This window comes from Curtobacterium sp. ABR8 (genome assembly GCF_057812125.1).
Map to the genome: position 1 here is coordinate 1,831,786 of NZ_CM173818.1, position 19,134 is coordinate 1,850,919.

The 19,134-nt window shown below is 71.4% G+C and carries 18 protein-coding genes and 1 tRNA gene; 8 read left to right on the forward strand and 11 right to left on the reverse strand.

Annotated elements, in window-relative coordinates; translation table 11 throughout:
• Nucleotide 1 precedes the first annotated feature (1 nt).
• Nucleotides 2-577, reverse strand: a complete 576-nt coding sequence (gene def / locus ACXKZB_RS08800) for a peptide deformylase (RefSeq protein WP_123312874.1) — start codon at nucleotides 575-577, stop codon at nucleotides 2-4.
• Between the two features lie 39 nt (nucleotides 578-616).
• Between def and ACXKZB_RS08805 the strand changes: the two genes are divergently transcribed.
• From ACXKZB_RS08805 to ACXKZB_RS08830, 6 genes are all read left to right on the forward strand, one after another.
• Complete coding sequence (locus ACXKZB_RS08805; RefSeq protein ID WP_185021365.1) at nucleotides 617-1,531, forward strand: DMT family transporter; 915 nt, start codon at nucleotides 617-619, stop codon at nucleotides 1,529-1,531.
• Between the two features lie 123 nt (nucleotides 1,532-1,654).
• Nucleotides 1,655-2,866: a glycosyltransferase gene (locus ACXKZB_RS08810; protein ID WP_488825733.1), complete on the forward strand. Its 1,212-nt coding sequence runs from the start codon at nucleotides 1,655-1,657 to the stop codon at nucleotides 2,864-2,866.
• Between the two features lie 10 nt (nucleotides 2,867-2,876).
• A tRNA-Ile gene (locus ACXKZB_RS08815) sits at nucleotides 2,877-2,951 on the forward strand.
• Between the two features lie 61 nt (nucleotides 2,952-3,012).
• Nucleotides 3,013-4,086: an AI-2E family transporter gene (locus ACXKZB_RS08820; protein ID WP_311316883.1), complete on the forward strand. Its 1,074-nt coding sequence runs from the start codon at nucleotides 3,013-3,015 to the stop codon at nucleotides 4,084-4,086.
• Nucleotides 4,083-4,907 carry a DUF1684 domain-containing protein gene (locus tag ACXKZB_RS08825; RefSeq protein ID WP_488825734.1) on the forward strand — a complete coding sequence of 275 codons (825 nt, stop codon included), beginning with the start codon at nucleotides 4,083-4,085 and terminating at the stop codon, nucleotides 4,905-4,907. Before ACXKZB_RS08820 ends, ACXKZB_RS08825 begins: the two co-directional genes overlap by 4 nt.
• Before the next feature lie 191 nt (nucleotides 4,908-5,098).
• The gene (locus tag ACXKZB_RS08830; protein ID WP_111085700.1) at nucleotides 5,099-5,578 is read left to right on the forward strand and encodes a DUF3145 domain-containing protein; all 480 of its coding nucleotides are present in this window, start codon (nucleotides 5,099-5,101) and stop codon (nucleotides 5,576-5,578) included.
• A 100-nt stretch (nucleotides 5,579-5,678) separates the two neighbouring features.
• On the opposite strand, the gene ACXKZB_RS08835 is transcribed toward ACXKZB_RS08830, so the two are convergent.
• From ACXKZB_RS08835 to aceE, 6 genes are all read right to left on the reverse strand, one after another.
• Nucleotides 5,679-6,923 carry a beta-ketoacyl-[acyl-carrier-protein] synthase family protein gene (locus ACXKZB_RS08835; RefSeq protein WP_123312870.1) on the reverse strand — a complete coding sequence of 415 codons (1,245 nt, stop codon included), beginning with the start codon at nucleotides 6,921-6,923 and terminating at the stop codon, nucleotides 5,679-5,681.
• 83 nt (nucleotides 6,924-7,006) lie between these two features.
• Nucleotides 7,007-7,255, reverse strand: a complete 249-nt coding sequence (locus ACXKZB_RS08840) for an acyl carrier protein (protein WP_017886710.1) — start codon at nucleotides 7,253-7,255, stop codon at nucleotides 7,007-7,009.
• 111 nt (nucleotides 7,256-7,366) lie between these two features.
• Nucleotides 7,367-8,371, reverse strand: coding sequence for a beta-ketoacyl-ACP synthase III (locus ACXKZB_RS08845; RefSeq protein WP_123312869.1), 1,005 nt, complete (start codon nucleotides 8,369-8,371; stop codon nucleotides 7,367-7,369).
• The gene (locus ACXKZB_RS08850; RefSeq protein ID WP_488825735.1) at nucleotides 8,368-9,309 is read right to left on the reverse strand and encodes an ACP S-malonyltransferase; all 942 of its coding nucleotides are present in this window, start codon (nucleotides 9,307-9,309) and stop codon (nucleotides 8,368-8,370) included. Before ACXKZB_RS08850 ends, ACXKZB_RS08845 begins: the two co-directional genes overlap by 4 nt.
• A 78-nt stretch (nucleotides 9,310-9,387) precedes the next feature.
• The gene (locus tag ACXKZB_RS08855; protein ID WP_111085717.1) at nucleotides 9,388-10,602 is read right to left on the reverse strand and encodes a PucR family transcriptional regulator; all 1,215 of its coding nucleotides are present in this window, start codon (nucleotides 10,600-10,602) and stop codon (nucleotides 9,388-9,390) included.
• 37 nt (nucleotides 10,603-10,639) lie between these two features.
• Entirely contained in the window at nucleotides 10,640-13,390 is a 2,751-nt protein-coding gene (gene aceE / locus ACXKZB_RS08860; protein WP_488825737.1) for a pyruvate dehydrogenase (acetyl-transferring), homodimeric type, read from the reverse strand.
• Between the two features lie 242 nt (nucleotides 13,391-13,632).
• On the opposite strand from aceE, the gene ACXKZB_RS08865 reads away from it, so the two are divergent.
• Entirely contained in the window at nucleotides 13,633-14,121 is a 489-nt protein-coding gene (locus ACXKZB_RS08865; RefSeq protein ID WP_222660854.1) for a peroxiredoxin, read from the forward strand.
• A 53-nt stretch (nucleotides 14,122-14,174) separates the two neighbouring features.
• Nucleotides 14,175-15,101 carry an alpha/beta fold hydrolase gene (locus ACXKZB_RS08870; RefSeq protein ID WP_488825739.1) on the forward strand — a complete coding sequence of 309 codons (927 nt, stop codon included), beginning with the start codon at nucleotides 14,175-14,177 and terminating at the stop codon, nucleotides 15,099-15,101.
• 13 nt (nucleotides 15,102-15,114) lie between these two features.
• On the opposite strand, the gene ACXKZB_RS08875 is transcribed toward ACXKZB_RS08870, so the two are convergent.
• Genes ACXKZB_RS08875 through ACXKZB_RS08890 form a run of 4 tightly spaced genes read right to left on the reverse strand, consistent with a single transcriptional unit; the run spans nucleotide 15,115 to nucleotide 19,122 of the window.
• Nucleotides 15,115-16,701 carry an alpha/beta hydrolase gene (locus ACXKZB_RS08875; protein ID WP_488825740.1) on the reverse strand — a complete coding sequence of 529 codons (1,587 nt, stop codon included), beginning with the start codon at nucleotides 16,699-16,701 and terminating at the stop codon, nucleotides 15,115-15,117.
• On the reverse strand, nucleotides 16,698-17,666 hold the full coding sequence (locus ACXKZB_RS08880; protein ID WP_488825742.1) for an amino acid--[acyl-carrier-protein] ligase: 969 nt from the start codon (nucleotides 17,664-17,666) through the stop codon (nucleotides 16,698-16,700). The genes ACXKZB_RS08875 and ACXKZB_RS08880 overlap by 4 nt, the downstream gene beginning before the upstream one ends.
• Nucleotides 17,663-18,838 (reverse strand): acyl-CoA dehydrogenase family protein, encoded by a 1,176-nt coding sequence (locus ACXKZB_RS08885; protein WP_221180546.1) that lies wholly within the window; start codon nucleotides 18,836-18,838, stop codon nucleotides 17,663-17,665. The genes ACXKZB_RS08880 and ACXKZB_RS08885 overlap by 4 nt, the downstream gene beginning before the upstream one ends.
• On the reverse strand, nucleotides 18,835-19,122 hold the full coding sequence (locus ACXKZB_RS08890; RefSeq protein WP_222660863.1) for an acyl carrier protein: 288 nt from the start codon (nucleotides 19,120-19,122) through the stop codon (nucleotides 18,835-18,837). Before ACXKZB_RS08890 ends, ACXKZB_RS08885 begins: the two co-directional genes overlap by 4 nt.
• Nucleotides 19,123-19,134: the final 12 nt, after the last annotated feature.

Here is a 19,134-nt window from a genome sequence, read left to right on the forward strand (position 1 = left end):
GTCAGCCCTCGGGGTGGTCGCGACCCGGCAGCCACGACTGGCCGGGGCCGCCCCAGCTGTTCTTGCGGATCGCCTTCGCGACCTGCTTGCCGTAGGGGTGCACCAGGCGGTCGGCGTAGAGCCAGCCGTCCAGGTGGTCGTACTCGTGCTGGAAGACGCGCGCGAGCCAACCGTCGGCCCGGACCTCGAAGGGTTCGCCGTGCTCGTCGAACGCGCGGAGCAGTGCGCTGCCGGAACGTCGGAGCGGGAAGCGCTCGCCCGGCACGGACAGGCAGCCCTCGGACTCGTCGTCCTCGTCGAGCTCGTCGACGGACTCGGGGACCGGCGGGCTGATCCACAGGACGGGGTTCACGGCGGCACCACGGTGCAGGACCTCGTCGTCGTCGGTGTACGAGTACACGAACAGGCGCTTGCCGACGCCGACCTGGGGTCCGGCCAGCCCGACGCCCGGGGCGAGGTCCATGGTCTCGAACATGTCGGCGACGAGCGAACGGAGGTCGTCATCGAACTCGGTGACCTCGGCTGCACGCTCGTGCAGGACGGGTTCGCCGGTGATGCGGATCGGGAGAACGGCCATTCACCCAGGTTATCCGGCGCGGAACGGTAGCCTCGACGCGTGACGACGGACCTCCAGCTGCCGGACGCAGTGAGCAACCTCACGCCGTTCCAGGCGCTCATGATCCCGGTCGCGCTCATCGGTGCGGTGTTCCTGTCCCTCGGTGCGCAGTTCCAGAGTCGCGGCGTGCAGCGGGTCGAGGCACGGCTCGGGCGGCAGTCGAAGGGGCTGAGCGTCCGGCACGTGGTCGGCCTGCTCTCGAGCGGCTCCTGGGTGCTCGGCACGCTGATGCTCGGCATCGCGGTCGTCCTGCAGCTGGTCAGCATCACCTTCGCGCCCCTGATCGTGGTGCAGCCCCTCGGCGCCGTCGCGCTCGTGATCACGACGTGGTTCTCGTCCCGGTCGTCGGGCGTGCCGCTGGGGCGTCGAGCGCGGCGTGCGGTGTGGACGTGCATCATCGGTGTCGCGATCTTCGTCGGCATCGCGGCCTTCGTCGGGCACGAGAGCGCCATCACCCGGCAGCAGCTCGTCACCGTCCTGGTGATCCTGGCCGTGGTCCTGGTGCTGGTGCTCGTGTCGTTCCGGCTCGTGGCCAAGCACAAGAGCGCGCTCTACTACATCGTCGGCGCCGGCGTCCTGTACGGCTTCGTGGCGACCTTGGCCAAGGTCGTGCTGAACCGGTTCGTGAACGGCACGTTCGACTGGTTGACGGTGCTCGCGATCGTCGGGGTGGTCGTGGCGGCATCGCTCGGCGGGTACTTCGTGCAGAACGCGTACTCGAGCGGCTCGGCCGACCTGGTGATCGCGGGGTTGACGGTGATCGACCCGATCGTCGCGGTCGGGATCGGCGTCATCGTCCTCGACGAGGCGTCCGGGGCGCCGTGGGGTGCGGTCGCCGGGTTCGTGGTCGCGGCCGGCATCGCCATCACCGGGGTGTTCCTGCTCGCCAAGCACCACCCCCAGACCCGCGCCTGACGGCTGGGGCTGCGTCACCCCGGGGGACCACGGGGTCCTCCGCGCGGCTGACGCGGCAGCGGAACCAGGTGCGGTACCGTCGCAGTCCGACCAGCAATCGCCCACGAGAGGACGACGCCCGCCGTGTCAGGAGACGTCACCACCGCCACCGCCGAACCGACGGGTGCGACGGGCGGGCACCGACCGTTGCGCGTCCTGATCGCCGCGGACACCTTCCCGCCGGACGTCAACGGCGCCGCCACCTTCGCCGAGCAGCTCGCCGTCGGCCTGGCCGAGCGCGGGCACGAGGTCCACGTCGTCGCCCCGGCGTCGAGCCGCCAGTACGGCACCTTCGACGAAGAGCACCAGGGCGTGACCCTCGTCGTGCACCGCCTGAAGTCGTACAAGTGGCCCCTGCACGCCTGGCTCCGCTTCGTGTGGCCGTGGAGCGTCAGGAAGTGGACCGGCCCGATCCTCGACGCCGTCAAGCCGGACGTCCTGCACATCCAGTCGCACGTCGTCATCGGCCGCGGCATCGTCCCCGAGGCGAACGCGCGCGGCATCCGGGTCGTCGCGACGAACCACTTCATGCCGGAGAACCTGCTCGAGTACACGCCGTTCGGCAAGTGGACGCTGCCGATCGCGCTGAAGATCGCGTGGAGCGACGCCGCGAAGACCTACCGGCTCGCGGACACCATCACGACGCCGACCAACCTGGCCGCCGACTACCTGCGGAAGGCCATCGCCGGGCAGCGCGTGCTCGCCATCTCCTGCGGCATCGACGCGTCCCGCTACGTCGCACGCGAGGGTCGACCGGCGAACAACGACATCGTGTTCGTCGGCCGGGTCGCGCCGGAGAAGAACCTCGACGTCCTGGTCCGCGCCGTGGCCCTGCTGCCCGGTTCGCTGGCGGCGACCCTGACGATCGTCGGCGACGGCGAGATGATCCCGAAGCTCACCGCCCTGGCGAAGGAGCTCGGGCTCGAGGACCGCGTCCGCTTCCTCGGGTTCGTCTCGGACGAGGCCAAGCGCACCGCCCTGACGAACGGCACGGTGTTCGCGATGCCCTCGACCGCCGAGCTGCAGAGCATCTCCTCGCTCGAGGCGATGGCGTCCGGACTGCCGGTCGTCGCCGCGGACTCGATGGCCCTGCCCCACCTGATCGACGGCAACGGGTACCTGTTCGTCCCGGGCGACGAGCACGACCTCGCCGCCAAGCTCGAGGCCGTGCTCACGGCCCCCGAAGCGCAGTACACGGCCATGCGGCAGCGCAGTACGGCCATGATCGAGGCACACGACATCAACCGCACGCTCTCGACGTTCGAGGCGCTGTATCGTGGGGAACCGGTGGCCTGAGGGTCGTCGAGGGGCGGTAGCCAAGCTGGTCAAGGCAGTCGGCTCATAACCGAACGATTCGCGGGTTCAAGTCCCGCCCGCCCTACGTGCACCTGCCGAGAAAGCGCGACACACCGCAGCAAGAGGACCACAGCCCGACGCCCAACGTGACGTTCGAGGTGACCCGTGGTGGCACCGGCGTGCGCGTCAACGCCTTCCGCATCGGGTTCATGGGTGCCATCGGTGTGCTCGTCGCGCTGCTCGCCGGCACCATCATCGGCGAGCTCAGCACCGTCCTCGTCTACATCGGGGTCGCCTTGTTCCTCGCGCTGGGCATCGACCCGCTGGTGTCGTTCCTCGAGCGGATCATCCCGCGGTGGGCGGCGATCACGATCGTGGTGGTGGGCGTCCTCGGGGTGTTCGCCGCCGTCGTGTTCGCGGTCGTCCCGATCCTGGTCGAGCAGGCGACGAACCTGATCCAGAACTTCCCCGAGGTCGTCGACGACATCTCGAAGCAGCAGTGGGTGCAGGACCTGTCGAAGCAGTTCGCCGGGTCGTTCGACATCGACCACGCCCTCGAGTCCGTGCAGTCGTTCGTCGAGAACCCGGGCAACCTGCTCAGCGTCGGCGGCGGGATCCTGGCGGTCGGCAGCGGCATCCTGTCCGGGCTCACCGGCGTCCTCATCGTCCTCATCCTGATGCTCTACTTCCTCGCGTCGATGCGGGGGATGAAGCGTGCGGCGTACCGGTTCGTGCCGGCGTCGCGCCGCGAGAACTTCATCGACGTCAGCGAGCAGATCACCCAGGCGGTCGGTCGGTACGTGGTCGGGCAGGTGTCGCAGGCGCTCATCAACGGCATCCTGAGCCTGGTGTTCCTGCTCATCATCGGTGCGCCGCTGCCGGTGCTGCTGGCGTCGTTCGCGTTCCTCGGGTCGCTCATCCCGCTCGTCGGCACCCTCGGAGCCGCGGTCGTGATCTCGCTGCTCTGCCTGTTCGCGTCGCCCGCGACCGCCCTTGCCGCGGCGATCTACTACCTCGTCTACATGCAGGTCGAGGCCTACCTCATCTCGCCGCGCATCATGTCGCGTGCCGTGCAGGTGCCCGGTGCTCTCGTGGTCATCGCCGCGGTGGCCGGTGGCACGATCGGCGGCGTGCTCGGTGCCCTGGTCGCCCTGCCCGTCGCCGCGTCGGTCATCATCATCGTGCAGAAGGTCATCTACCCGCGCCAGGAGCTGGCGTGACCGACGCCGCCTTCGCCGCGCACGTCGGCGAACGCGATCGCTGGGCGCGCGGCCCCCGGGGTCCGCTCGCGCTCGTGAACGCCCAGCGCGTCGACCACCCGCAGCCGGTGTGGCCGGTGCCGGGCACCTGGGCGCCGACGGCAGGCGGCCTCACCGTGACGGCTGCCGCGGCCGACGGCGTCGTCGTGGACGACGCGCCGGTGGACGGCACCGTCCTCGTTGCCGGTGACACCGCCGTGGTGCCGTCCGTCGTCGTGTTCCCCGACGGCTTCGCGGGCACCGTGTCCGGTTCGACGCTGCGCGTCTGGGACCCGGCGGCGGAGCCGATCCAGCGGTTCGCGCGGATCGCCCGGTTCGACCGGTCCGACGACTGGGTGCGGTCCGGCACGTACGTCCCGCTGGGGGATGGTCCCGGTGACGACCGGGAGGCCCGTGGCAGCGTCCTCGACGCCGCCGGCGACGCCCTTCCGGTCGCCGGGCACATCGAGACGGCCGTCGGCAGCACCACGGTCCGGTTCGTCGCGGTCCGGTCGGCAGCGTTCCGGGGTGCACCCCGGCTGCAGCTCATCGTGCAGGACGCCACGAGCGCCCTGCCCGAGGACGACCCCGGGAGCACGTACTCCATGGGTCGGTTCCTGTACCTCGACGACCCGGGCGCCGCAGGCCCGGTCGAGCTCGACTGGAACCTGCTGGTGCTGCCGCCATGCGCGTTCTCGTACCAGTTCGCCTGCCCGATCCCACCCGAGGACAACCGCGTCACCGTGCCGATCACGGCGGGGGAGCGGCACCCCGTCGACGCCGCGGGCACCGTCCTGCACTGAACCGGATCGCACCCGGCGAGGTCCTTGCCGTTCCCAGCCGGAACGCTGCATAATGGGCGTGTCCTGTACGGACATCACAATCGCATACCGAATGGTTCCGTGGCTCGCAGCCGCTCGGATCCTCCGCACCAGGTCGATGGGGAAGTCGCACCTGACGTATCGGAGGAACCGTGAACGGAACGACGACAGGAGTGCTCTACGTGCACTCCTCACCCCGCGCGCTCTGCCCGCACGTCGAATGGGCAGCAGGTCGCGCGATGAACCGCGCCGTGAACTTCTCGTGGCTCGACCAGCCGGCACAGGACGGTGCACGTCGGACCGAGTTCACGTGGACCGGTGCGGTGGGTGCCGGTGCCGCGATCGCCTCCGCGCTGCGCGGCTGGGAGCACCTGCGCTACGAGGTCACCGAGGAACCGACGACCGAGTCCGACGGCGGCCGCTGGATGCACACCCCCGACCTCGGGGTGTTCTACGCGCAGACCGACGTCACGGGCAACATGGTCATCCCCGAGGACCGCGTCCGCTACGCCATGGAGGTCGCGGGCAGCAACGCGCTCGAACTCCACCGCGAGCTCCGACTCGCCCTGGGCCAGGCATGGGACGACGAGCTCGAGCCCTTCCGCCACGCGGCCGAGGGCAACCCCGTCGTCTGGCTGCACCGCGTCGGCTGACGGACACACGCCCCCGCGGGCCGGACCCTGGACAGCGCCACCGGACGACGGAAGCCCGCCCCGACGACGCGGGACGGGCCTCCTGGCAGGGTGCGACGGATCAGACGCTGCGGAACGCGACCACGGCGTTGTGGCCGCCGAAGCCGAACGAGTTGCTCACCGCGAGCAGGTCACCGTCGGGCAGCGCACGCGGCTCGCGCGCGACGTCCATGACGATCTCCGGGTCCTGGTCGTGCAGGTTGATCGTGGGCGGTGCGACGCGGTTGTGCAGGGCGAGGACCGTGAACGCGGCCTCGATCGCACCGGCACCGCCGAGCAGGTGACCCGTCGACGCCTTGGTCGCCGACACGACGATGTCGTCGAGGTGGTCGCCGAAGACGCGACGCATCGCGTGGTACTCGGCGACGTCGCCGACCGGCGTCGAGGTGGCGTGCGCGTTGACGTGCACCACGTCCTCGCGGCTGGCGCCGGCGTGGTCGAGCGCCTGCAGGACCGCACGGGCGGCAGCGCTGCCCTCGGGGTCCGGTGCCGTGATGTGGAACGCGTCCGAGGTGATGCCGGCTCCGGCGACCTCGGCGTAGATCGTCGCCCCGCGGGCCTCGGCGTGCTCCTTCGACTCGAGGATGAGCGCCGCTGCGCCGTCACCGAGCACGAAGCCGTCACGCGTGACGTCGTACGGACGCGACGCGGTCTCGGGGGAGTCGTTGCGGCGGGACAGGGCCTGCATCGCCGCGAACGCCGCCAGGGGCAGCGGGTGCAGGGCGGCCTCGGCGCCACCGGTGATCACGATGTCGGCGTCCCCGTCGGCGACGTGGCGGTAGGCCTCGGCCAGCGACTCGGTCGACGAGGCGCAGGCCGACAGGTAGGTGCGGGCGCCGCCACGGGCGCCGAACTCCATCTCGATGGCCGCGGCCGGGCCGTTCGCCATGAGCATCGGGACCGTCATCGGCAGGACCCGACGCGGTCCCTTCTCGCGCAGGGTGTCCCACGCGTCGAGCAGGGTGTTCACACCGCCGATGCCGGTCGCCCAGTCGACGATGAGGCGCTCGGGGACGACGGACTCGGCGTCGATGCCGGCGTCGGCCCACGCCTCACGCGCCGCGACGAGCGACAGCTGCGAGGACGGGTCCAGGCGCTTCGACTCGGGGCGGGTGAGCTGATCGGTGAGGAACCGGCGCGCCTGGCCGGCGAACTCCACGGGGAGCTCGAGCTCGGCGTAGCGCGGGTCCTCGATGCGGGTGATGCCGGACTTGCCGGCGAGCAGCGCGTCCCACGTTTCCGGGGCAGTCGCGGCGAGGGGTGAGATCGCACCGATCCCGGTGACGACGACGGTCTTCTTGGTCATGGAACGACGGTTCTTTCGTTGGGGAACAAGATGAGCGCCGCGGCCGACGGTGACCGCTGGCCGCGGCGCTCAGGAAGCTCGTGTCAGGCCTGGGCCTTGACGATGTAGTCGACCGCGTTGCCCACGGTCTTGAGGTTCTTGACCTCTTCGTCCGGGATCTTCACGTCGAACTTCTCCTCGGCGTTGACCACGATGGTCATCATCGAGATGGAGTCGATGTCGAGGTCGTCCGTGAAGGACTTGTCGGCGGCGACGGTGTCGGTGGCGATACCGGTCTCGTCGTTGATCAGCTCGGCCAGGCCGGCGAGGACTTCTTCGTTGGACAGGGCCATGAGTTTCTCCTTGAGGGGGTGTCGTTTGACCGTGGACCAGCCTAGGGCACGCAGCGTGCTCGCGCCCGGAGGCTGGTCGGGGTGGTCGCGCGGGTGCGCGGCCGGGTGGGTTCAGGGGAGCACGACGACCTGCGCGCCGAACACGAGTCCGGCACCGAAGCCGATCTGCAGCGCGAGCCCGCCGGACAGCTCGGGGTGTTCCTCGAGCAGGCGGTGCGTGGCGAGCGGGATGCTCGCGGCCGAGGTGTTGCCGGTGGTGGTGATGTCGCGGGCGATCGTGACCGACTCGGGCAGGCCGAGCTGCTTCGCGAACTCGTCGATGATGCGGATGTTCGCCTGGTGCGGCACGAACGCGGCGAGGTCCTCCGGCCGGACGCCGGCGGTCTCGAGGGCTTCGCGGGCCACCTTGACCATCTCCCACACGGCCCAGCGGAAGACCGTCTGGCCCGCCTGGCGCATGGTCGGGCGGGGTGCGCCGGCCTCCCACTCGTTGTAGGTCGCCGTCATGCCGATGGCGTCCCACTTGGAGCCGTCGGAACCCCAGATGGTGGGGGCGATGCCGGGGAAGTCGCTCGGGCCGACGACGGCCGCGCCGGCGCCGTCACCGAGCAGGAACGAGATCGAACGGTCGGTCGGGTCGACCACGTCGCTGAGCTTCTCGGCCCCGACGACCAGCACGTGGTCGGCGAGTCCGGACTTGATGAACGAGTCGGCCTGGGCGATGCCGTAGGCGTACCCGGCGCAGGCGGCGCTGATGTCGTACGCGGCCGCGGGGGTGGCGCCGATCCGCTCGGCGAGCAGCGACGCCATCGACGGCGTCGCGACGGTGTGCGTCACGGTGCTGACCAGGACGACGCCGATCTGCGACGGCTCGATGCCGGCCTTCTCGATCGCCTCGCGCGCGGCGGTCTCGGCGAGGTCGACGGCCTCGACGTCCTTGCCGGCGCGCTTGCGGGTGATGATCCCGGTGCGCTGGCGGATCCACTCGTCGGACGAGTCGATCGGGCCGACGAGGTCGTCGTTCGGCACGACGTTCTCGCCGCGGGCGGCGCCGAACGCCAGGATGCGGGTGAACTCGTGGCCGCGGCGCTGGGACAGTGCGGGGCGTTCGGTCATGCGGATGCGTCTGCTTCCTGGCCCGCGCGCTGCAGCAGGTCGATCGCTGCGGGCAGGTCCTCGGGGGTCTTGATGGCGACGGACGGCGTGCCGCGCAGGCCGCGCTTCGCCAGGCCGACGAGGGCACCGGCCGGTGCGAGCTCGATGATGCCGGTCACGCCGGCGGCGGAGAAGGACTCCATGACCGCGTCCCAGTGCACGGGGTTCGCGATCTGCTGGACCATCAGGTCGACGAACCGGCGACCGTCGTCGACCCGGGAGCCGTCGGCGTTCGTCCAGATCGGCAGGGTCGGGTCCTGCACCGTGGCGGCGGCGGCGACCGGGGCGACCCGCTCGACGGCGGGGGCCATGTACCGGGTGTGGAACGCACCGGCGACCGCGAGCGGGATCACGCGGGCCTTGGCGGGCGGGTCGGCGACGAGCGCGGCGATGGCGTCGGCGGCGCCGGCGACGACGGTCTGGCCGCCACCGTTGTGGTTCGCGGGGACGAGTCCGTGCTGCTGCAGTGCGGCCGCGACCCCGTCGGCGTCGCCACCGAGGACGGCGGCCATCGAGGTCGGCTCGAGCGCAGCGGCGTCCGCCATGGCCCGGCCGCGCTCGGCGACCAGCGAGACGGCGTCGGTCGGTTCGAGGATCCCGGCGACCGCGGCGGCCGTGAACTCGCCGACCGAGTGTCCGGCGACCCCGCCGACCAGCGCACGGCGGCCGTCGGCGAGCAGGGCGTCGGCGGTCACGAGACCGGCGGCGACGATGAGCGGCTGTGCGAGCGCGGTGTCCTTGATGGTGTCGGCGTCCGACGTGGTGCCGTGCGCGGCGAGGTCCACCCCGATCGACTCGGACCACTGCCCGACGCGTTCACGAACGGCGGCGTCCTCGAGCCAGGGGGCGAGGAAGCCGGGGGTCTGGGAGCCCTGTCCGGGCGCGACGACGACGATCACCGGACAATCCTGTCGCTCATGCACCGCGGGGCCCGTGTGGGCTTCCCACACGAAACCCCGCGTGACATTGTCGGATCCCTACCGGCGCGGGGTGATCCGGCGACGACCCGTGGCCGATTCCGACATGGCGCCGAGGATCAGGGCGGACTGCACGATCAGGGCATCCCGCGCGTGCGTGGCGTCCCACCCGATGATGTCCGCGACGCGGCGCAGGCGGTAGCGGACGGTGTTCGGGTGCACGAAGAGCTCGCGCGCCGTGGCCTCGAGTGACCGCCCGGTGTCCAGGTAGCACCACAGGGTCTGCAGGAGTTCGGTGGACTGGTCCTTCAACGGCACGTAGATGCGCTGCACCAGGGCGGACCGGGCGAGCGGATCGCCGGCCAGGGCACGCTCGGGCAGCAGGTCGTCGGCCAGTGCCGGACGCGGCACGCCCCGCCAGGCGCGTGCGACGGCGAACCCGGCGAGGGCCGCCTTCGCGCTGGTGGAGGCGTCGACGACCCCGGGGACCTCGTTGCCGAGGACCAGGTGGCCCTCGCCGAACAGCGGTTCGAGCGCCTGCGCGATGGCGGTGAACGAGACCGGGTCCTCGCCCTCGGGCACGTCGTCCCGCGGGGTGGAGCGGCCGATCACCACGACGAGCCGCGAGCCCTGCACCCCGACGAGCACGTCGGCGTCCATGTGGCGGGCGGTGCGGCGCACCTGGTCGACCTCGAGCTGCTTCGGCGCCGTGCCGACGAGCACCGCCACTTCGCCGTGTCCGTGCCAGCCGAGGGCCGCGATCCGGGACGGGAGTTCGTCGTCGTACTCGCCCGACAGGATCGAGTCCACCACGAGCGCCTCGAGTCGGGCGTCCCACAGCCCGCGGGCCTCGGCGGCGCGCGCGTAGACGTCCGCCGCCGCGAAGGCGATGTCCCGCGAGTACTTGAGGATCGCCTCCTGCAGCATCTCGTCGTCGGCGGCGCGTTCCTCGACCACGGTGACGACCACGCGGATGAGCTGCAGGGTCTGCTGCAGGCTCACCGAGCGCAGGAGTTCACGCGGAGCCGAACCGAAGACGTCGGCCGCGGCGATCCACGGCGTCGACGCGGTGCCCTCGAGCCAGCTGATGAACGAGGTGATGCCCGCCTGGGCGACGAGCCCGACGGCCGAACGGCGCCCCGGTGGCATCTCGCTGTACCAGGGGAGGGTGTCCTCGAGCCGCTTGATGGTGGCGGTGGAGAGTTCCCCGGACACCTGACGGAGCCAGGAGAGCGCCCGCTCGCGCGCGCTCTCCTGGCTCTGGGCCTTGGACAGCCCCTCGGTGTCCGGTCGGACTGGCGTCACCGGCTGATCAGCTCTCGCCGCCCGCGCTGCCCGTGGTGCCGGCGGTCACGTCGTGCAGGCGGTACTTGTCGATCGCCTGCTGGACGAGTGCGCCGTCGACCTTGCCCTGGCGGGCGAGCTGCTGCAGCGTCCGCACGACGACCGAGGGGCCGTCGATGTGGAAGAAGCGGCGCGCGGCCGGACGGGTGTCCGAGAAGCCGAAGCCGTCCGCGCCGAGCGTGGCGTAGTCGGTCGGCACGAACGGACGGATCTGCTCCTGCACCTGGTGCATGAAGTCGCTGACCGCGACGACCGGCCCCTCGGTGGCGAGCAGGCGCTCGGTGACGTAGGGCGTGCGCGGCGACTCGTTCGGGTTGAGGAACGCGTGCTGCTCCGCGTCGAGACCGTCGCGGTACAGCTCACCCCAGCTCGTGACGCTCCAGACGTCGGCGGAGACACCCCAGTCCTCTGCGAGGAGCTGCTGCGCCTCGAGGATCCACGGCACGGCCACACCGGACGCGAGCAGCTGGGCCTTCGGGCCGTCGTGCTCGCTCGACTTGAGCAGGTACATGCCCTTGACGATCCCGTCGACGTCGACGTCGACGCCCTCGGGCTCCGCCGGCTGGACGATCGGCTCGTTGTACACCGTCAGGTAGTACATGACGTTCGGGTCGCTGTGCTTGGGCGAGCCGTCCTCGTTCGTGCCGTACATCCGGTCGAGGCCGGCCTGCACGATGTGCCCGATCTCGTACCCGTACGCGGGGTCGTAGGACACCACGGCCGGGTTCGTCGTCGCGAGGAGCAGCGAGTGGCCGTCGGCGTGCTGCAGGCCCTCACCCGTCAGGGTCGTGCGACCGGCGGTGGCGCCGATCATGAAGCCGCGGGCCATCTGGTCGCCCGCCGCCCAGATCGCGTCGCCGGTGCGCTGGAACCCGAACATCGAGTAGAAGACGTAGACCGGGATGAGCGGCTCGCCCTGCGTCGAGTACGAGGTGCCGACCGCGGTGAACGCCGCCAGGGCGCCCGCCTCGTTGATGCCGACGTGGATGATCTGGCCCTGCGGGCTCTCCTTGTAGGCCAGCAGGAGCTCCCGGTCGACCGACGTGTAGTGCTGGCCGTTCGGGTTGTAGATCTTCGCCGACGGGAAGTACGCGTCCATGCCGAACGTGCGCGCTTCGTCCGGGATGATCGGGACGACGCGGTCGCCGAAGTCCGGGGAGCGGAGCAGGTCCTTCAGCAGTCGGGCGAACGCCATGGTGGTGGCGATCTCCTGCTTGCCGGAGCCCTTCTTCACGACCTGGTACTTCGAGTCCTCGGGCAGGGTGATCGAGGTGTACTTCGTGCGACGCTCCGGCACGTAGCCGCCGAGCGCCTGACGACGCTCGTGCATGTACTGGATCGCCTCGTCGTCGTTGCCCGGGTGGTAGTACGGCGGCGTGTAGGGGTTCTCCTCGAGCTGCGCGTCGGTGACCGGGATGCGCATCTCGTCGCGGAACTGCTTGAGGTTGTCGAGCGTGAGCTTCTTCATCTGGTGGGTCGCGTTGCGCCCCTCGAAGCTCGGGCCGAGGCCGTAGCCCTTGACCGTCTTCGCCAGGATGACCGTCGGCTGGCCCTTGTGCTCGGTCGCGGCCTTGAACGCGGCGTAGACCTTGCGGTAGTCGTGGCCACCGCGCTTGAGGTTCCAGACCTGGTCGTCGCTGTAGCCCTCGATGAGCTCGAGCGCCTTCGGGTCGCGCCCGAAGAAGTTCTCGCGGACGTACGCGCCGTTCTCGGCCTTGTACGTCTGGTAGTCGCCGTCCGGCGTCTGGTTCATCAGGTTGAGCAGCGCGCCCTCGGTGTCGCGGGCGAGCAGGTCGTCCCACTCACGCCCCCAGACGACCTTGATGACGTTCCAGCCCGCGCCGCGGAAGAACGCCTCGAGCTCCTGGATGATCTTGCCGTTGCCGCGCACCGGACCGTCGAGCCGCTGCAGGTTGCAGTTGATGACGAAGTTCAGGTTGTCGAGACCGTCGTTCGCGGCGACCTGGAGCTGTCCGCGCGACTCGACCTCGTCCATCTCGCCGTCGCCGAGGAAGGCCCAGACCTGCTGGTCGGAGGCGTCCTTGATGCCGCGGTTGGTCAGGTACTTGGCCTGCTGCGCCTGGTAGATCGCGTTGATCGGGCCGATGCCCATCGACACCGTCGGGAACTGCCAGAAGTGCGGCATGAGGCGCGGGTGCGGGTACGACGACAGGCCGCCGCCGGCGTGGGACTTCTCCTGACGGAACCCGTCGAGCTGGTCCTCGCCGAGACGCCCTTCCATGTAGGCGCGGGCGTACATGCCGGGGGAGGCGTGGCCCTGGAAGAAGACCTGGTCGCCGCCGGACGCGTGGTCCTGCGCACGGAAGAAGTGGTTGTAGCCCACCTCGTACAGCGCGGCACTCGACGCGTACGTCGAGATGTGGCCGCCGACGCTGATGCCCGGACGCTGCGCGCGGTGCACCGTGATGGCCGCGTTCCAGCGGATCCACCGGCGGTACCGGCGCTCCAGCTCCTCGTCGCCGGGGAACTCGGGTTCGTTCTCCGGCGCGATGGTGTTCACGTAGTCCGTCGTCGGGACCATCGGCACACCGAGGTGCAGTTCCTTGGACCGCTTGAGCAGGCTCAGCATGATCTCGCGACCGCGCTGGTGTCCGTGGGTCTGGACCAATCCGTCGAGGGACTCACGCCATTCGGCGGTCTCCTGCGGGTCCTGGTCGTTCGCCCCGGTGCTGTACGGGTCCTGGTCGTTCACCGTCACCCTTGACCTCGTTCGTTCTCGTGGTGGTGGACATGGTGGCTCCGGTGGTCGGGTCGCGACCGGATGGGGCCCCGTCCACTCTAGGCCCCAGCACCGACTCGGATGCTGATGGTGCCGTGCAGGTGGACGGGTGCTTGCTTTCGCGTGTCGTCGGCGTAGCATGGCCGATCGTGCACACGCGACCCGCGTGCGCACGGACCCGACGGGCACACCCCACACCCGAGGAAGAAGCACACCTACCGATGGCTCTCGAGATCGGCTCTCTCGCGCCGGACTTCGAGCTCCCGAACCAGTTCGGTGAGCACGTCCGACTCAGCGACTTCCGCGGCAACCGCCCGGTCGCACTCGTCTTCTTCCCGCTGGCGTTCTCGTCGAACTGCACGAACGAGCTCTGCGCCCTGCAGGACAACGTCGCGATGTTCCAGGACCAGCGCGTCGAGCTCATCGGCATCTCGGTCGACTCCAAGGCGACGCTCCGGTCGTTCGCCGAGCTCAACGGCTACGACTTCGAGCTCCTCGCCGACTTCTGGCCGCACGGCGCGGTGTCGAAGGAGTACGGCGTCTTCCTCGAGCACAAGGGCTTCGCCACCCGCGCGACCTTCGTGATCGACGTGCAGGGCCGCATCAAGGCATCGATCATCACCGAGCCCGGCCTGCAGCGCGACGTCGCGGAGTACAAGGCGGCCCTCGACCGGCTCGCCGCCTGCGCCGCACCCGTCCCGGTCGGCTAGCGTTCCGAACCCCTCCTGCGACGCATCCGCGTCGACAGCTGACAGGAGGCACGGTGCACGCCATCGACACGGACGCACGTGACCGTGTGGTCACCACCGAGGCCTACGCCCCGTACCCGGTGTCGCCCTCGCCCGCCACGTGGCACCTCCGGCGCACCGAGGTCCCGACGCCCGCCGGACCCGTCGTGGTGCACCACCGGCCCGGCCCCGACCCGCTCCTGCTGCTGCACGGCGTCGCGGGGTCCTGGTCGACCTGGACCCCGCTGCTGACCGCTGCCGACGGCGTCGGCGACCGGGGACTCGTGCTCGTCGACCTGCCGGGATGGGGATCGTCGCCGGCACCGGCACACCCGTTCGACCTGGACGACGTCGCCGGGTCGCTGACCACGGTGCTGGACGCGCTCGGGATCGCGACGGTGGACGTCCTCGGGCACTCGATGGGCGCCTTCGTCGGGATGCACCTGGCGGTCGTGGTGCCCCTGCGCGTGCGGTCGGTGGCCCTGGTGTCCGGCACGACGGTCGCGACGGCGGACGCCGCACGGCACCCCGTCCGGGCGGTCCGGACGCTGCCGGCGTTCACCCTGCTGCGTGCGGGGCTGTCGATCACCGGTGAGGCTGCGCGGCCGGTGCTCCGGGTGCTGTCCCGTGTCGGGCTGCTGCCGCTGCTCGCCGCGCCGGTGTTCACGCACGTGCGACGCCTCGACCGCAGCGTGCTCGACGCCTTCGTCCAGGAGCTCCGGCCGACCCGGTTCACGGACGCGGCACGCACCGCGGCGGGCTACGACCTCGGTCGCTGGCGCGACATCGCCTGCCCGGTCACCGCGATCGCCGGGCGCGACGACGTGTTCGCGCGCGTCTCGGACCTCGAGGCCGTGCGGGAGCTCGTGCCGCAGCTCCGCACGGTGCTGCTCGAGGACTGCGGGCACTTCGCCCACGTCGAGCACCCGGACGCCGTCGCGCGCGAGCTCGGACTCACCTGACCCCTGCGGACGATCAGGCGGGGACGGGGAACGTCGCCGCGACCCGGGAACGCACCTCGGCGCGGACGGCTCGGCGCATCACGGGGGAGAACAGCGAGTGGTCGCCGTCCTCGACGCGCACGATGGACACGGAGCCGCGCCGGCCGACCCCGCCGTAGCGGCGCAGGGCCTTCTGGCCACCGAGCCGGTCGAACAGGGCGGCGTCGTCCGGAGCGGCGATCACGACGACGTCGGTGCCGTGCTCCACGAGCGGTCGGACGTGCTCGACGACGCCGCCGACTCGGTCCCGCCGGGCGATCCACTCGCGCAGGGCCTTCGGCACGACGGCGTTGTACCGCTGGCGGACCCACAGTCGACCGGGCGAGGGGGCGTCGATCGCCCGCACGGCGTCCTCGTAGCTGCCGGGGGCTGCCGGCTGCCGGCGGTAGTCGTTCGGGCTGATCTCGACGACCAGGCGGGGTGCCTCGTCGACGGACCGACCGGCGAGCCAGGCGCCGGCGCACATGCCGACGAGCACCAGGCGGTCCGACGGGGTGCCGAGGTCGGCGACGACGGCGGACTGGTCCTCGACCCACTCCTGGGCGAAGAGGAAGCTGCGTTCGTCGTCGCGCACGGTGGAGCTCTCGCCGGTGGCCCGGCGGTCGACCCGGACGACGCGGGCACCGTCACGGGCGAGCGCCCGGGCGAGGTCGACCTGGTAGTCCGTGGCACCGACCCGGTGCTCGGCGGCACCGTTGTGCAGGACCACCAGGGGCGCGTCGTGGTGCTGCGCGGACGAGACGGTCTCGACGGCGAACAGTTCGTCCGGACCGAGGCGGACGATGCGCTCGGACACCCGCCCGTCGACGTCCAGGACCTCGTCGAGCACGGGCGGCACGACCGGTCCCGACGCCGCAGGGGCCCAGGCGTCGAGCCAGGCGACGGCGGTCTCCACGGCGGCTCCCGGGATCCGTGCGTGGATGCTCGTGCCGTCGAGCAGCTCGGCACTGCCGGGCACCTCGACGGTCTCGACGGGCCCGAGGGTCTTCGGGGCTCGGGTCTCCGGTCGCACGAGCGCCACGGTCGGACCGGTGCGCGGCGCGAACGCCAGGGCGGAGAGCGCTGCCGCTTCGTCCGGTTCGACCTCGATGCCGATCAGGCTCTCGACGCCGTCCACGAACCGCTCGCTGCCGATGGTGATGGTCGCCAGCGCGCGCTGCCGGCGGAGCCAGCCGCGGCCCGAGGCCGGAGCGTCCCAGACGAGCAGGGCGTCGGTCTCCTCGGCGGCGGTCGCGGCGACGAGCGCGGCCGAGGCGAGCCCGACGAGCGCGACGTGCCGGACCCCGGACGTGCGGAGCACGGCGGCGGCGTGGCGCGCGGACCGGACCTGCGCGTCGGGGTCGGTGTCGGGTGCGCCGTCACCACGTCCGGACGGGTCGTAGCGCACCGAGGCGATGCCACGGGCCTCCAGGCGGTCTGCGAGCAGGCGGAGCGTGCGGTAGGCGATGACGCCCTCCTGCCCGAGCGGCGGGCAGATGACGACCCCGGCCCGCGCAGCGGGCGGCAGCTGCACGGCGGCGCGGACGGCCGGCGAACCGGACCACCCGTGCAGCGTCGTCACAGCGCGAGCGCCGCGCGGACCGGCGCCGGCCAGGCGTCGACGTCCGTGCCGTGTGCGGCGAACAGGGCGATGGTGATGCGCTCCAGTCCGAAGGCGATGCAGGCGCTGTGGGCGACCTCGCCGTCGGCGGTGCGGAGACCGAACGAGGTGCCGAAGTGGTCCTCGTGCAGGTTCGCCGAGCTGATCGCCGTGGTCGGGTGGTCGTCGCCGTAGACGGGCGTGACGAACTCGAACTTCAGCGCCTGCTCGACCTGGTTGCGGGCGAGCATCTGCCCGACGCGACCGAAGAAGGGGTCGTTGGCGGGGACCACGTCGATCTCGAGCCCGAACGACTCGAGCAGCTCGCGCATCACCGGGATCCGGCCGTCGCGGTGCTGCTGGGCGGACGCCGGCGTGCCGATGTGCACGAACTCGTGCATGTGGAAGGCCTGCAGGCGCATCGGGTCGAGCGACGGCTCGCGGCGGAACGAGTCGCCGACGATGTCGAAGAACCGGCCCTCCTGCGGGATCGTGTCGCCGACCAGGCCGTACACCGGGTGGCAGACCGCGGGGGTGAGCATGAGGTCGGCGGGCTCGAGGAAACCCTCCCACCGCTCACCGCGCTCGCGGGCGGCGAGCAGTGCCCGGTGCGTGCGGTCGTCGCCGGTGAAGCCGGAGATCGACGCGGCGAGGTCCGGGAACGACGCGATGTAGTCGGTGCGCTCGAACGCGGCGAGCGGCTCGACCGGCGGGAACCGCAGCACCTCGGCGTCGAGGTCCTGCTGGCTGCGGACGGCCGCGGCGTCGACGGCCGTGTACACGCGCTCGAACACGCCGGTCCGGCCGTACAGCCCGGGGGAGCCGAGGTCGATGAGCACGCGATCGGCGAGCAGGCGGGCGCGGAGGGCGGCCCGCGCGGCGTCGAGGTCCGGCGCGGTGGTGCTGGTCGCGGTGGTCGTGCTGGTGGTGGGGTCCGTGAGGGTCACAGGATCACTCCCGTCATGAGGGCCAAGTCGGCGTCGTTCTTGAGGAGACGGTCGTTGCTCACCATGACGGCGGCACCGTGGGCGTCTCGGAGGTGTCGGGCGATGCTCATCGGGCCGGAGGCCGCGTACCCCGCGATCCCGACGATGCGGAGCGCCTTCGTGACGATGTCGGTGACGCGCTCGGACGCACCGATCTTGAGGGCGTTCGCGGCGAGGGCGTAGGCGCTCGAGGCGAGCACCTCGGGGTCGTCGGCCGCGGCGTCGAACCGCTCCGCGGCGTGCCGGACCGAGTCGGCGAGGGCCTGCAGGTCGACCAGGAGCTCGGCGAGCCGGAGCGCTCCGGGCGGGGTCGTCCCGATCGCGGCACGCGCCTGCTTGCGGACCGCGGTCCGGGCGCGCTCGCTCGCCGAGGCGGCGATGCCGAGCCAGACCGAGGCCCAGAGCACGTGCGAGACCGGCAGGACCGTCTGCGCCGAGATCGCCGCGTAGTCGTCGCGGAACACCCGGTCGACGGTGGTCTCGGTGTCGAGGATCCAGCCGTTGCTGCAGGTCCCGCGCAGCCCCATCGTGTCCCAGGTCGAGGTCTGCGAGAGCACCATCGAGTCGGTCCGGCAGATGAGCAGGCGCTGGTCGGAGGCCGGGGCGTCCGGGTCGCGGCGGGCGGTGACGAACACCGCGTCGGCCTCGGTCGCGTACGAGATCACCGGCGCGTCCTTGCGCAGGCGGATGCGGCCGTCGTCGGTGGCCTCGATCGAGCAGGTCGAACGGCGGGCGTCGCCGCCGACCCCGCGCTCCGTCGTGGCCGAGGCGACGAGCGCGCCGTCCCGGACCGCGGCGATCGTGTCGAGCACACCGGCACCGTCGCCGCCGTGCCGCCAGAGCGCCATGACCTGGCCCTGGTGCATCGCGAACACCATGCCGGTGGCGGCGCAGGCCCTGCCGAGCTCGGTGGCGATCGCCGAGAGCTCGGACACGGATGCGCCCTCGCCACCGTGCTCCGTGGGGACCGCGGCGGCGAGCAGACCGTACTCGCGCATGGCCGCGATGGCCTCGCGCGGCGGGCGGGCGTCGCGGTCGACCTCGTCCGCGAACTGGGCGGCGACCGCGGCCACGGCGGCGGCGCGCTCGGCGAAGCGGTCGACGACCGGTGTCGTCGGCAGGGTCAGGGTCACGAGGCGAGCTCCGCAGCGGCGACGATCGACTCGACGGTGGCGAAGGTGGAGCGGTTCAGGACCGAGTCGGGGAACTCGACGTCGAGCTCGGACTCGACCGCGAGCATGACGTTCACGGTGGCGTGCGACGACAGCCCGAGCGCGTACAGGTCGGCGATCGAGGCGACGTCCTGTGCGTCCACGGTCAGGCGCCCGTGGTCGGCGAGTGCGCGGCGCACGGCCTGTTCGATCGTGGGGTCGAGCAGCGTCGCGGTCGTGCTCGAGTGCTGTGGTTCCTGGTCCATGCTGGCAACCAT

Bases quoted from the DNA above. Each gene is read 5' to 3' on its own strand.
- def (WP_123312874.1), bottom strand. From the start codon at position 577: ATGGCCGTTCTCCCGATCCGCATCACCGGCGAACCCGTCCTGCACGAG.
- ACXKZB_RS08835 (WP_123312870.1), bottom strand. From the start codon at position 6,923: ATGACCAAGAAGACCGTCGTCGTCACCGGGATCGGTGCGATCTCACCC.
- ACXKZB_RS08840 (WP_017886710.1), bottom strand. From the start codon at position 7,255: ATGGCCCTGTCCAACGAAGAAGTCCTCGCCGGCCTGGCCGAGCTGATC.
- ACXKZB_RS08845 (WP_123312869.1), bottom strand. From the start codon at position 8,371: ATGACCGAACGCCCCGCACTGTCCCAGCGCCGCGGCCACGAGTTCACC.
- ACXKZB_RS08865 (WP_222660854.1), top strand. From the start codon at position 13,633: ATGGCTCTCGAGATCGGCTCTCTCGCGCCGGACTTCGAGCTCCCGAAC.
- ACXKZB_RS08890 (WP_222660863.1), bottom strand. From the start codon at position 19,122: ATGGACCAGGAACCACAGCACTCGAGCACGACCGCGACGCTGCTCGAC.